General features: G+C 47.1%; 9 protein-coding genes. 3 read left to right on the top strand and 6 right to left on the bottom strand.

All coding sequences use genetic code 11. The features are described 5' to 3' along the window. Positions 1–17 precede the first annotated feature (17 nt). The gene (locus tag L6468_RS04475; RefSeq protein ID WP_237795733.1) at positions 18–2216 is read left to right on the top strand and encodes a tetratricopeptide repeat protein; all 2199 of its coding nucleotides are present in this window, start codon (positions 18–20) and stop codon (positions 2214–2216) included. Here the strand turns inward: L6468_RS04475 and L6468_RS04480 are convergent. Genes L6468_RS04480 through kdsA form a run of 4 tightly spaced genes read right to left on the bottom strand, consistent with a single transcriptional unit; the run spans position 2213 to position 8977 of the window. Continuing rightward, on the bottom strand, positions 2213–3505 hold the full coding sequence (locus tag L6468_RS04480) for a phospholipase D-like domain-containing protein (RefSeq protein ID WP_237795735.1): 1293 nt from the start codon (positions 3503–3505) through the stop codon (positions 2213–2215). The genes L6468_RS04475 and L6468_RS04480 overlap by 4 nt on opposite strands. Continuing rightward, a complete protein-coding gene (locus tag L6468_RS04485) occupies positions 3502–7257 on the bottom strand; it encodes a two-component regulator propeller domain-containing protein (RefSeq protein WP_237795737.1) in 3756 nt (1251 codons plus the stop codon). Before L6468_RS04485 ends, L6468_RS04480 begins: the two co-directional genes overlap by 4 nt. A 14-nt stretch (positions 7258–7271) precedes the next feature. Next, the gene (locus tag L6468_RS04490; protein WP_091815972.1) at positions 7272–8219 is read right to left on the bottom strand and encodes a KpsF/GutQ family sugar-phosphate isomerase; all 948 of its coding nucleotides are present in this window, start codon (positions 8217–8219) and stop codon (positions 7272–7274) included. Beyond that, entirely contained in the window at positions 8216–8977 is a 762-nt protein-coding gene (gene kdsA, locus L6468_RS04495) for a 3-deoxy-8-phosphooctulonate synthase (protein ID WP_237795739.1), read from the bottom strand. Before kdsA ends, L6468_RS04490 begins: the two co-directional genes overlap by 4 nt. Before the next feature lie 199 nt (positions 8978–9176). Between kdsA and L6468_RS04500 the strand changes: the two genes are divergently transcribed. Beyond that, positions 9177–9704 carry an outer membrane beta-barrel protein gene (locus L6468_RS04500; RefSeq protein ID WP_237795741.1) on the top strand — a complete coding sequence of 176 codons (528 nt, stop codon included), beginning with the start codon at positions 9177–9179 and terminating at the stop codon, positions 9702–9704. A gap of 130 nt (positions 9705–9834) precedes the next feature. Here L6468_RS04500 and L6468_RS04505 read toward each other — a convergent pair whose 3' ends face one another. Both L6468_RS04505 and L6468_RS04510 read right to left on the bottom strand, forming a co-directional pair. Further along, positions 9835–11976 carry a Tex family protein gene (locus L6468_RS04505; protein WP_237795743.1) on the bottom strand — a complete coding sequence of 714 codons (2142 nt, stop codon included), beginning with the start codon at positions 11974–11976 and terminating at the stop codon, positions 9835–9837. Next, the gene (locus tag L6468_RS04510; RefSeq protein ID WP_237795745.1) at positions 11973–12437 is read right to left on the bottom strand and encodes a GAF domain-containing protein; all 465 of its coding nucleotides are present in this window, start codon (positions 12435–12437) and stop codon (positions 11973–11975) included. The genes L6468_RS04505 and L6468_RS04510 overlap by 4 nt, the downstream gene beginning before the upstream one ends. A 143-nt stretch (positions 12438–12580) precedes the next feature. Between L6468_RS04510 and mutA the strand changes: the two genes are divergently transcribed. Continuing rightward, on the top strand, positions 12581–14446 hold the full coding sequence (mutA, locus tag L6468_RS04515; protein WP_237795747.1) for a methylmalonyl-CoA mutase small subunit: 1866 nt from the start codon (positions 12581–12583) through the stop codon (positions 14444–14446). Positions 14447–14461: the final 15 nt, after the last annotated feature.

The following is a 14461-nucleotide window of genomic DNA, read 5'->3' on the forward strand; positions in this document are numbered from 1 at the left end:
GGCATAAGGAGAGATACATGCAGAACGTGAATCCACTAGACGGAGTTATATCGTATATAACAGCCAAAAAACTCTTTGCGGGCATACAGAGCCTGGAGAATTATCTCCTGTCGTATCCGCAAATGCCTGGCTTGGACAAATTGTCGGCTATCAAGGTCGACTATGAGTTGATGGCCGACTATTGGAAGCGTGGGGCAAATGATCCTGAGCGTGAACAGGTCTATGAGCAATTGCTGAGACGTCTGTATGTGTTGGCCATGAATATCCGTGCTCATCATCTCTACCGCACTAATTCCTACTGGATAACTACTTATCAGCGTCCACGTAAGAACAGAACTGAATGGGGACTGACGGGCATAAGGGAGGAGTTGGAAAACTATGTCACTGAGACGGCGATGCTGGATTTTGAACCTGCACATATCAGGGCAAACAAAAGTCTGCAATTGAATCAGCGTCATCAGACCTTCATGAGTAATCTCTTTGAATATGTGTTGACTTCGCGCCAATGGAAAGATTCTTTGTCAGAGCAGTTCGTGGATATCCTACTGTCGCCTACGATTGATACCGTAGATCAGCAGTTGCTTGTAAGTGCCATCACGCTGGCTGCCCAGAATGCGTTTGACGTGAATAAGGTGCTGACGCTGATAAAGGTGTATAAGCAGTCAACTGATATCTGTGTCCGTCAGCGTGCGCTGGTAGGGTGGACGTTGACTGTTAATGCTGAAAAATCTACCCTTTATCCTGAAATAAAACAGACTATTGCTGAGATAGGTGCTGATGAGACAATGTGCCAGGAGTTGACGGAACTGCAGATGCAACTGTTCTTCTGTAAGAGCACGGAGAGTGATCAGAAGAAGATTCAGGATGAGATAATGCCTGATATTATGAATGGCGGTCATTTTAAGATGACTTCAAAGGGACTGGAGGAAATGGATGAGGACGCGCTGGAGGATATCCTGCATCCTGATGCAGCTGAACGTGATATGGAGAAGATGGAACAGAGCGTGACGCGTATGACGGATATGCAGAAAGAAGGCTCTGACATCTATTTCGCCGGCTTTGCGCAGATGAAGCGTTTCTCCTTCTTCTACGACTTATCCAACTGGTTCGTTCCTTTCTTTGCGAATCATCCAGCTGTTAATAATATCTGGGAGAACTCAAAAGGTCAGAAATTCCTGCATTCAATTATATCAAGGGGCGCTTTCTGCGATAGTGACAAATACTCGTTTGTTCTGAGTTTTGACCAAGTGCTTAATCGTTTGCCTGCCCATATATTGAATATGATGGAAGAAGGTGAAGCGATGGCGATGCCTCTGGGCGGGATAGTAACGAACGAAGAAAGGAAAACGCCTGCTTACATCAGACGTATGTATCTGCAGGATTTATACCGCTTCTTCCGACTGTACCCTGCTCGTCAGGAGTTCCGGAATCCTTTTGATGAGGAAAAGATATATCTTTTCTTTGCAAGTGAATTGTTGTGTAAGACGTCACTGGTCAATCGTATGAGTGAAGTGGTAAACTTCCTTGTGAAGCGCAAATACTATCATGAGGCAGAGGAGATTCTTTGTCTTTATCCCAAGGATAAGCGCGACTATCAATATTGCTTCTTACGCGGACATCTATGTCAGGTACAGCCGGAAGGCTTGGGTGGAGAGGACAAATTCTGGTATAAAGCGGCCTTGAAACTGAAACCTGATGATAAGAAGGCGCTAGCGGGATTGGCACGCGCGCATTTTTATGATAATGAATATCGTCAGGCTCTGGATGTCTACAAGCAGCTACTGGACATAAATGCAGAGTCCAGGTCGTATATGCTTAATGCGTCTATTTGCATGGCTAACCTTCGTCAGTGTGAGGATGCCCTCAAATTGCTGTATAAGTTGAACTATCTCGATGAAGAGAATATGGAGGTGGTGCTTGTATTGGCTTGGGTGCTGACAATTGATGGACGTTTTGATGAGGCAAAGAAATACTTTGCCCAACTCATGACTCAGGAGCATCCTCAGGCAGATTGTTTCCTTTATCAAGGTTACTGCCTGTGGTTTTCCGGCGACATTGGAGGAGCCATCCAGTCATTTCGCCGTTATCAGGATCTTCTCATTGCTTCGGATCCTTCGTTGGAAAATGCTTTCTATTTGACGGAAAATGACGTTATTCGCAAATACCATATAGGTAAAGGCGAGATTCAGATGATGCTGGATGCGATAAAAGGTTAGAGGAAAGGACGCAACAGGTGGGCAAACCAGCCACGGAAACGTTGCCAGGGCGTGCGGAATTCTTTCCATGTCTGTGGTGTCAGGTAGATGCTTTCCTTCTTATCACGCTCAAACATATCATCCAGTTCTCGTGTGGTGCAACTGTCAATAATCACGGCGTTCTCTTCGTAGTCGAATCGTGTGCTGCGGGCATCCAGGTTGGTACTGCCAACAGTACAGAATTTCCCGTCGACCATCATAATCTTAGAATGATGGAAACCTGGTTGGTAAAGCCATACATTTGCACCGCGCTTCATTAATTTATGAGCATTATAGAATGCACAGTCCGGTGTCAGGGGAATATCGCTCTTGGCAGATAGCATGATGTCCACTTTGATACCTCGCTTCAGAGCCTGCTTGATTGCTTTCTTGATGCAGGGAATCAGGGTGAAGTAGGGGTTGATGATGTGGATAGAGTCTTTGGCATCGTTGATGGCATTGACATAGAAGTAGCGCATGGCATCATTCGTGATATGGGGCTCACGATTAATGATACCCACCAGTTTCTTCCCTGCTGTTGCTGTCGTGTCTGGCTTGAGACCTTTCATGGCTGTAGGTTCATAGGCCCTGAAGTACTGAGGCTGTGAGAGTAGATCCTCGCCAGTGGCTTTCTTCCATATCCTACAGAAAATCTGTTGCAGCACATTGACGGCGCCACCCTCAATACGACAGTGCATGTCGCGCCAAGCACCTACCTGCTCCGTACCTTTTATATAATAGTCGGCAACGTTCATACCTCCTGTATAGGCAATACTTCCGTCGATGACTACAATCTTACGATGGTCGCGTGGCCATATATGGTTGACCCAGGGAAAACGGATCGGATCGAATTCTACGATGTCAATACTGTCTTTTCGAAGGGCTTCCAGATGATGTTTGCGCAGAGGCTGGTTATTGGAATCGTTACCAAAACCATCAAACATGGCGCGGATCTCTACGCCTTCCTTGCGCTTCTCCTTCAGAATGTCGAAAAGAAGCATGGCGATAGAGTCGTTGCGGAAATTGAAATACTCCAAGTGGACGCTATGCCTGGCCTGCTTGATAGCTGCAAACATATCGTCGAATTTTTCCTGTCCCGACATAAGGAGCGTCACGCTGTTATTATCTGAGAACGTGACATCATAGTCCTTCAACTGCCGATATATCAGGGAATCGGAGGTGAGGTTATCCTGTGCTTTTAATGTGCTTGTTGAAAGAATAGCAAGTGCCACGAGAGTAACACTTGCCATCTTATATCCTAATGTATTCATTTGCGGTGTTTAAGCCTGTATTCAGAGGGCGTCATTCCGAAGCGCTCCTTAAAGAGGTTGATAAAGTGCTCGCCAGTTGCAAATCCAACGTGTGAAGCCAACTCACTCATGTTGATATTCGTACGCTGGAGCAGGATGCAGGCGTGGCGCAGACGTAGGTCGCGCACAATCTCGGCAGGTGTCTTTCCTGTGATGTCATGAACCTTCTGGAAGAAGGGCTTCATGCTCATGCCCATCGCTTCTGCCATATCCTCCAGATTGATGGTGCCACGATTCATATTCTGTTGGACATACTGCTCAATGCTGTTGATGAGTTGCTGGTCCATGCTCTCAGTCATACTGAATTTCTCGTGCATCTCATCCTGGTCGTCTGTGAAGTTGTAGTTCTGTTCCATGGCCGATGCAGTATGGTCTCTGACAATCTGTATGGCCAGTGACTTCATCTGTTCATCTTCCTCAATATCATTGGCGCTTGGGTTGTAGGTTGCCAAATCCATGCTCTCAGTGGCGGTAGTCATGCTGGAGTTACGACCTTCCAGTTCACGTGTCTCTGCACCTTCAATCAAATCTGTCTTAATCTCAATTGGTCCTACGCCAAGCAGTTTGTTGAAACGCATCACAGCTTCTTGCAGGTTGAATGGTTTAGCCAGATAGTCGTCAGCGCCCATCGTGATATTCTGACTCGTCATCTCCTGTGGGGAGAGCTTGTTGTCTGTCATCAGTACGAACTTGATGCGGTTAAGCGTGGGGTGCATCTTGATGTTATTGCACAGTTCGCTACCTGTCATCTTGGGCATGTCCTGTTTACAGATAACCAGATCTGGCATCATGGATTCGATATCGGTGGCAGCTTTATGGATATCGTTATAAGTATGGAACTCATAAACAAACTTCAGGTGCGACTTGATGAACTTGATAAACTCTACATTGCTGTCAATGAAGACAACACGGAATTTTGCTGTTGGGAGTTCTGCCTGATAGGGGCGAATCTCAGATGTGAGTTCTTCACTCAGCAGGTCTGGCAGACTCATCTCACCCTTGGCGTTAATCTCGAAGTGCTTTTGTACAGCCTTCTTGGCTCTCTCCTCCGGATTCTCAAGTATGGTCTGCATATCGCTGACGCGCGTGATGAGTTGCAGCATCTGGGCGTGAAGTGCATTGAGCTGTTCGCGCTCTTCCAGCGTGCTCTCTTTCTCTGAGAGATTCATGATGATAGTCGTCATGCGCGACATTGGCTGACGTAAGTCATCACTGGCCGACTTGATTTCCTCACGCTGCTGAACCAGTTCGCCGAGAATTGCTTTCTTCTTCTTCCACAACAGACGGATGCGGTCCATGCCTTGTTTCCACATGTAGATGACAATGATAAGGATGAGGGCATAGATACCAATCATCCACCACTGCAGGAACCAGGGACGAGCCACAACAATCTCTATGACACGCTCCTGATTGCTGACAGCTCCTTCCGCACTGACGGCTTTGACATGGAGCTTATAGGTTCCCGGTGAAAGGTCTGTGAATGTGACACCATGTTTCAGTGCATCACCATCATGCCAGTTGTTGTCCAGGCCCTCCATCTCATACATGAACTGCAGGCGCTCACTCTGGTTATAGTTGCCGGCGGCAAATTTGATGGTAATGGTATTCTGGTCGCTCTTCAATTGGATGCGACTACTTTCGTTGAGTGCCTGGGTCAGAGGGATGTTGCCATTGTAAGAATGACCTACCAGGATTTCCTCTTCACCAATAAATAACTGGGTAAGCATCACACGTGGCAGACTGACAGTCTCGTCAATGGTCTTTGGACGTATCCAGTTGATACCATTCAGACCACCCATTACTACGTTGCCATCGCGACGAATGAGGATTGAGCCAATATTAAACTCGTCGCCCTGCAGTCCGTCGTTGCGTGTGTAATTATAAAGACCATAGTTGTACGTGTCGTTCTCGTGATTCCTTTGGATGACAACTCGACTGACACCATTGCTGGTTGACAGCCATACATTGTGACTGGCATCCTCTGCTATACCACAAATGTTATTGTTGCACAGTCCGTTCTTTTCAGTCAGGTAATCCAGATGGTCGTTGTTTGGATTCCAGATATTCACACCTTCACGTGTTCCTACCCATATCAAGCCACGGGAGTCCTCAAAGACCTGAGTAACATAGTTATTTGTATACTTTGACAGATTCGTAGAGTTACCAGTGTACTGGCGCATCTCTGTTGTAGAGATGTTCATGATGATAAGTCCCTCGGAGGTTCCTATCAGCATGTTGTTGTTTGAAGTGTAGAATAGCGACGTGATGTTGTTAACCCTAATCTTACCATTCTTTTTGGTGTAGTTTGAGAACTGGTTGACGCGTGGGTTGTAAACCTGCAGACCACCATCAGTAGCGATCCAAAGGTTGCCGGCCTTATCAGATGTCAGTGCATTGATATGGTCGTCAATCATCATTCGTTGTGTGCTGTCGTTGGCCACAGAGTATATCTGTGATACACCATTCTTGATGCGGGTAATACCATTCTGAGGAGAGCCCACCCAAAGGCTTCCGTCCTTGGTATATGCCATAGCCGAAATCTTATTGCTGGCGAGTTTGCCATCAAAATCTATGATACCTTTATCACTGGTGCCATACCACACTTTGCCTGCGCTATCTTCCACAATCGCTGTGATGTCACCCAGTTTCTGAGACTCAAATTTATAGATGTTCTGTCCCATATAGGCAACACCAGATTTTGCCGTACCTATCCATAGGAGGTCTGTATCATCAACATAGATACTGCGTATACCCATGTTGTTTTCAACCAGACGTGTTGAGTTAAGACTCTTGGTCTGAACATTTTCAATGACATGGGTGTTGACATTCATCTTAAGCAGATAGGGCAGGTTGGTACCCAGCCAGATGTTGCCACTGCGATCGCCACCCATGGAATAGACTGCATTATCAACATTAATGCCTGTCAGGTCCAGTTGGTCTCCAATGCTGGTATCCCAACTCTTTACTTTCTTATTATAAAGGAATAGTGTTCCTTGTCCGTAAAGCCAGATATTGTCTTTCTGATCGGTGAATACACGTAAAGAACTGGTCTTGCGGAGTCCCTTGTTGGCAATGTCGTAGTTACGCCATACCACATTTTGCTGGTGGATGATGTCAAGACATACGATACGTCCATCGTCATAGACATAGATGACGCCATCCTTGCATTCGCCTATAGAACAGACATTTCCTTGTGGAATGCCATATGAATCGTCTGATTCCGGAAACTCATAGAACAGTTGCTGTTGGGTGTTATAACTGATGGCACCTCTTCCCGAGATATAGCCCCAGAGGTTTTTGTGACGATCGATATAGATAAGTTCTGGCACATCTTTGATTCCAAGACGGGCAAAGGCCTGACGCATATCGCGCTCGAAACTCTCTGATTGTGGGTGGTAGATACAGTAGCCGGCTATAGTCTTTACCCACAAGTTACCATCATAGGCTTCCTGAATGGATTCTATATAACTGTCTGGAAGTGATGAACCATCCTGGGAGTCTGTCTGGAAATGTTTGAATATATATCCGTCATAACGATAGAGACCTGCAGGGGTGCCCAACCAGATGAATCCGCGCGAATCCTTCGTGATGCAGTTAATCTGGCTGGATGTCAGTCCGTTGCGGGCGTCCAACGTCTTGAAAAGATAATCGGCCGACGTAGCCAACGGCAACATCAGCGCTATGATAATCAGAACTTTCTTAAGTGCGTTCATACGTCTTATATCTCTTAAATCATACACGAGTAATGGTCTACGACGCCCAATAGCTGGTTGTCTTTGCTGATGACCAGTACGGAATGAATCTTGTATTGTTGCATGATGCGTTGAATCTCTGTAATCTTTGTATCCAGCTCTACTGTCTTCGGTGTGCGAGTCATGATGTCGCTGACGGTGTGGTTGAAGAAGTCGGCTTGCCAGCGTTCGATGGCTCTACGGATATCACCGTCGGTAATCAAACCGGCAATGGTGCCGTCAACCTCAGCAACACCCAGTCCCAGTTTGCCTTCGCTGACTATCATGATGGCCTCGCCAAGACGTGTCTCTGGTGAGAGAATAGGCATGTCGTCGCTGCGCATCACGTCTTGAGCTGTCGTCAACAAGCGTCTGCCGAGTTCTCCGCCAGGGTGGAAATGCGCAAAATCCTGCGGACGGAAATTTCTTTTCTGCATTAAGGCGATAGCCAAAGCATCGCCCATAGCCAGTGCAGCGGTGGTACTGCTGGTAGGCGCAAGGTTCAGCGGACAAGCCTCTTTCTTAACGCCTACATTCAGATGGAAAGTGGAATACTTCGCCAATAATGACGCAGGGTTACCACTCATGCCGATAATGGGTATCTCCATGTGGAGTACCATGGGGATGAAACGCAGTAGTTCGTCTGTCAGACCAGAATTGGATATGGCAAGTACCACGTCGTCATGTGTCATCACACCCAGGTCACCGTGATAAACGTCCAGGGGGTTGATGAAAAACGAGGGTGTTCCTGTGGAAGCCAGTGTTGCTGCTATCTTTGCACCGATATGTCCGCTCTTGCCTACCCCCGTAACGATAACCTTACCTTTACAGTTCAGCATCAAGTCGACGGCCTTGTCAAACTGGTCGTCCATTTTTGGAATCATATCGAGCAGGGCCTCTGCTTCGTCTTTTATTGCCTGTATACCGTATTCTCTTGTCGTCATGAAATCAGTTTCTTTACTAAGTCTTCCAGTTTATCCAGCTCTAACATGTTTGCAGCATCGCTTAATCCTTGATCAGGGGTAGGGTGTACCTCGAAAAAGTAGCCCGTAGCCCCAAAGGCCTTTGCTGCTAAGGCCATAGATGGTACAAAACGGCGATCGCCTCCCGTCTTGCCTCCTTTGGCGTCAGGGCGTTGCACGCTATGGGTGCAGTCCATGACGACGGTGGGTACAATCTCCAGCATATCGCTGATATTGCGGAAGTCTACCACTAGGTTGCCATAGCCCATCATATTGCCGCGTTCGGTGAGCCATACCTCTTTTGCGCCGGCATCCTTTGCTTTTTCTACAGGATATTTCATGTCGCGGCCACCCAGGAACTGGGCTTTCTTGATGTTCACCGTCTTACCAGTCTTTGCTGCAGCAACCAGTAAGTCGGTCTGCCGGCAAAGGAATGCAGGAATCTGAATGACGTCTGCCACCTGACCTGTAGGTTCTGCCTGCCATGCTTCGTGGATATCGGTGAGTATCTGCAATCCGTATTTCGATTTGATGTCGCCCAGCATCTGCAGTCCCTTGTCAATGCCAGGACCGCGGAAAGAGTTGATGGAGGTGCGGTTGGCCTTATCGAATGAGGCCTTGAATATGATATTGGTGCCAAGACGACGATTGATGTCAACCAATGTTCTGGCAACGGTGTCCAATAACTCGGCAGACTCAATGACGCAAGGCCCTGCAATAAACTTCAGATTGTTGTTCATATTATTAATGTATTCAACCATGCAAAGGTACATAATTTATGCGAAATTAGCAAGGATTTATCATCTTTTTGAGTAAAATGTGAATTTTTTTTAGAAAAATGTTTGGTGGTATTAAAGTTTTTTGTACATTTGCACCCGAAATCATTAATAACCCGCTTTTTAAGGGCGGAAAAGTTTAACAAAATTAATTTATAAAACTATGAAGAAAATTTTGATGTCAATGGTTGCCTTGTTCGCAGCTGTAACTATGAACGCACAGGTTTATGTTGGTGGTGGTGTAGGCTTTCAAAAGAAAGGTGATGCCCAGACTTTCACAATTGCTCCCGAAGTAGGCATGTCTTTGGATGAGAAATTTGGTGTAGGTCTCCAGTTCGGATACACAAATGTTAAGGATACTTACACTCAGTGCGCTGTCAACCCCTACCTCCGTTATCAGGCTCTTGAAATTGGTAAGGCAAAGGTGTTTGTTGATGGTGGTGCCTATTTCAATACCAAGAAGTTGGAAGGTGCTGACAAGTCTTCAAATGCATTTGGTTTGAATGTTGCTCCTGGTGTTGCCTTTAACCTGACAGATCATATTAGTATTGTTGCTAAGGCTAACAACCTCTTTGTGTTGGATTTCTCTAAGGAGGCTGGTGACGATGACACAAGAACCATCGTTGGTCTGAATACCCTCAATAATTTCAGTGCTGGTGACCTGATGTTTGGTTTCTACTACAACTTCTAAGAAACGAATTTAATTCAAATAATAAGGGGGATGCGCCGCAGTTGGCGTATCCCCTTTTTGTTTGTAGTCCGTAGGCGTCGGACTGTCAGTACGTCGCCTACGGACTAGGAGTCCGACGACGTCGGACTTTTTATTGCTTCATGGATAATGAGATGCGATGACGTCGTTGGTCGATTTCAATGACGCGTACGGTGACGTGCTGATGCAGTTTTACTACATCCGTAGGATGAGCAATGCGACGATTGGCCATCTGTGAGATATGTACCAGTCCGTCCTGGTGCACGCCAATATCCACAAAAGCACCAAAGTTGGTGATGTTGGTCACGATGCCGGGCAGTAGCATTCCTTCCTCCAAGTCGTCGATTGTCTGCACGCGACTGTCAAATTCGAACACTTCCAGTTGCTCGCGAGGATCGCGTCCGGGCTTCTCCAACTCCTTCATGATGTCGGTCAGCGTGGGAAGACCAACCTCTGATGTGACGTATTTCTTGATGTCCAACTTGGCACGTAAATCCTTTTGTTCAATCAGGTCCTTCACTGTGCATCCCAAGTCCTTTGCCATCTGTTCTACGATGGGGTAACTCTCTGGATGAACAGCGCTGTTGTCGAGCGGATTCTTAGCACCGGGAATACGCAAAAATCCTGCACATTGCTGGTAGGCTGAAGGTCCTAAACGGGGTACTTTCTTGAGTTGGGCTCGCGAAGTAAAAGCACCGTTTTCTTTGCGATAGTCTATAATGTTCTTTGCAAGTGTAACTCCCAGTCCGCTAACGTATTGCAGTAAATGACTGGAGGCGGTGTTTAAGTTGACTCCAACTTGATTGACACAGCTTTCTACTGTTTGATCAAGCTGGTGTTTTAATTTTGTCTGGTCAATGTCATGTTGATATTGTCCTACTCCAATGCTCTTAGGGTCAATCTTCACTAACTCTGCCAAAGGGTCCATCAGACGACGTCCGATGGAGATGGCACCGCGAACGGTGACATCCTCGTCAGGGAACTCTTCGCGGGCTACTTTTGATGCGGAATAGACAGAAGCGCCGTCCTCGCTTACCACAAAGACATTGATTCCGTCGTGACCTTGAAGGGCGTCTTCGATGAATGCCTTCGTTTCGCGACTGGCAGTACCATTTCCAATAGCGATTGCCTCAATATGATACTGTTCCAGCATCTGTTGCACGTGAACAGTAGCCTGCATACGTTTGTTGACAGGCGGGTGGGGGAAGATGGCTTCATGGTGTAGCAGGTTGCCCTGTGCATCCAGACAAACCACTTTACATCCAGTACGGAATCCTGGATCAACGCCCATCACGCGCTTCTGACCTAAGGGGGCTCCAAGCAACAACTGTCGCAGATTCTCTGCAAACACTCGGATTGCTTCTTCGTCGGCCTGCTCCTTGCTCAGATTGGCAAATTCAGTCTCAATGCTGGGCTTCAGGAGACGCTTGTAACTATCCTCTACAGCCTCGGCTACCAAATCTCCGCAAGGTGTATGTCCGTAAACATAGTGACGTTGCAGACGCTCGATACATTCATCATCGTCGATGGGGTCGATACTCAGGCGTAAAATGCCTTCGTTCTCACCTCTGCGCATTGCCAGTAAACGATGGCTCGAACAGCGTTTCAATGGCTCGTGCCAGTCAAAGTAGTCGTGATATTTCGCGGCTTCGTCCGTGTCGGCCTTTGCTTTTACTGCTTTTGACGTGATGATAGCTGTACGACGATAGGCACCACGCAGCTGTTGACGTGAACGTTCGTCCTCACTTACCATCTCTGCTATGATGTCCTGAGCTCCTTTAATAGCTGTCTCTGCATCCTTTACGTCGCCTTTTACAAAGGCCTGTGCAGCACGTTCAGGGTCGCGTTCGCGTTGCACCATCAGAATCTGGGCTAAGGGTTCAAGTCCTTGCTCGCGAGCCACTTGCGCACGTGTGCGTCGGCGGGGCTTGAAAGGCAGGTAGATATCTTCCAATTCCGTGCTGTCCCAGCATTGCTCAATGCGCTTCTGTAGCTCAGGTGTCATTTTCTCCTGATCTGTAATCGTCTTGATGACTGTCTCCTTACGCTTCTGAATTTCCTTCAGGCGCTCGTTTTCGTCGCTGATGGCTGCAATCTGCACTTCATCGAGCGCACCTGTGCGTTCTTTCCTGTAGCGCGAGATGAAAGGAATGGTGCATCCTTCCTCTAATAAAGATAAGGTGTTGCCCACAGCCTCAACACTCAGATTCAGGCTTTGGGCTATCAGTTTGGCAAAGATAGTCTGCGTGTTCATGAATATAATGTCTTGGTGATAATCTCGCAAACGCGCTCTAGATTCTGTCTGTCGCACTCGTCAAAGGTGTTGAGCTCTGTACTGTCGATGTCAAGAACGCCAACGGGATGGTGCGCTTTGTCGAAAATGGGAACGACGATCTCTGAACGCGACAAACTGGAACAGGCAATGTGACCAGGGAACTGCTCTACATCTGGTACAACGATGCTCTGCTGCTGTTCGAAGGAGGTGCCACAGACGCCTCTTCCTATTTTAATATGCATGCAAGCTAATGTGCCCTGAAACGGACCAAGGCGCAATTCGCCTTCACGCTCCAGATAGAATCCTATCCAGAACCAGCCGAATCGTTCCTTCAACACTGCGCTGACATTTGCCAGTACGCTCATCTCTTCTTTCTCGCCCTCGATGAGTGATGCCAATTGTGGTATTAACTCGTCGTATTCTTGTTGCTTGTTTGTCATAATGGTGCAAAAGTAAGAAATAATTGTGAATAATAAAAAAATAAATATGATTTTTTCCCTCTTTTCGTTTGTTGGTTTCAGATATTCTGCTTATCTTTGCAATCTAGAACTTAAAACTTATATTAATAATACTCTAAGAAATTATGTCAAACAAAAAGGAGAAGCTCTTTACCGAGTTCACTGCGCCGACCAAACAGGAATGGCTCGACAAGATTGAGGTTGACCTGAAAGGTGCCGACTTCCAGAAACGCTTGGTATGGAGAACCAACGAAGGTTTTAATGTACAACCTTTCTACCGCCGTGAAGATTTGGCGAACCTGAAGACACCAGATGCTCTCCCTGGAGAGTTTCCGTTTGTACGTGGAAACAAGAAGGACTCAAATGAGTGGTATGTCCGTCAGAATATTGATGCCAGCGATCCAAAGGCTGCAAACGCTAAGGCACTCGACATCCTGAATAAGGGTATCGACTCGTTAGGTTTCAAGATTCCTGGTAATATGGTATCTATGGATACAGTCGAGACTTTGCTCGAGGGTATCTATTGTGAGTATGTTGAGGTGAACTTCTCTACCTGTCAGCGTCATTCGCTCGAACTGGCAGAAATCCTCAAAACCTATTGGCAGAAGAAAGGATACGACAAGGATAAGATTGTGGGCTCTATCGAATGGGACCCCATGAAGAAAATGGTACTCAAGGGTAAGGATGTGTCGCCTATCCTGGCATTCGGGCCTAAGCTGGCCGAGTCGCTCAAGGAGTATCCCAACTTCCGTGGTATTGTAGTTCATAGTGATGCCTTTAATAATGCTGGTGCTTATATCGTACAGGAGTTGGGCTATGCGTTGGCTTGGGGTAACGAATATCTGCAGCAGTTGACTGATGCTGGTGTTGATGTTGATACTGCTGCGAAGAGCATCAAGTTCAATATGGGCGTTAGCGAGAACTATTTCATGGAGATTGCCAAGTTCCGTGCCGCCCGTTTGCTCTGGGCTCAGATTGTAAAGCAGTATGAGCCTAAGTGTGACTGCGCCTGCAAGATGATTATCAACGCTACTACCTCTACTTATAACCAGACGCTGTTCGACAGCTATGTTAACCTGTTGCGTTCGCAGACCGAGGCGATGAGTGCTGCCCTGGGTAGTGTTCACTCGATGGTGGTAACACCATTCGATGCACCTTACGAGGAGGCTACCGACTTCTCGGAGCGTATTGCCCGCAACCAGCAGTTACTGATTAAGGAGGAGAGCCATTTTGACCGTATCGTCGACCCATCAGCAGGTTCTTATTATATTGAGCATCTGACTGATGCTTTGGCTACTGAGGCCTGGAAGATATTCCTGAAGGTGGAAGAAGAGGGAGGTTTCCTCGCTGCCATCAAGGCTGGAACTATTCAGGACGATATCAATGCTACCAACGTGAAGCGCCACGGCGATGCTGCCAAGCGTAAGGAGTTCCTGTTGGGTACCAACCAGTTCCCCAACTTCACGGAGAAGAGTGAGGGTAAGCGTGCCTATAAGCATAACTGTGGTTGTGGTGGCGTGCATCATCATGGTGAGGAGAGTGTGCCATTCAAGGCTATTGAGACTACTCGTCTGGCTGCTGATTTCGAAGACCTCCGTATCCATACCGAGGAGACCAAGGTGCCTACAGCCTTTATGCTGACCATTGGTAATCTGGCCATGCGTCAGGCTCGTGCACAGTTCTCGTGCAACTTCCTGGCTTGTGCTGGCTATAAGGTGATTGATAACCTTGGATTCAAGACCGTTGAAGAGGGTGTTGATGCTGCTTTGGAAGCTAAGGCCGATATCGTGGTTATCTGCTCGAGCGATGATGAGTATGCCGAGTATGCTATCCCTGCCTTTAAGTACCTCGATGGTCGCGCCATGTTCGTAGTGGCTGGTGCGCCTGCCTGCATGGAAGACCTGAAGGCTGCCGGCATCGAGAACTTTGTTCACGTAAAGTGCAACGTACTCGAGACTTTGAAGGAATATAATCAGAAACTTGGTATTTAAAGAATAGGAGACTTG

Origin of the sequence: Prevotella communis (assembly GCF_022024115.1) — a bacterium.
Lineage (GTDB): Bacteria > Bacteroidota > Bacteroidia > Bacteroidales > Bacteroidaceae > Prevotella > Prevotella communis.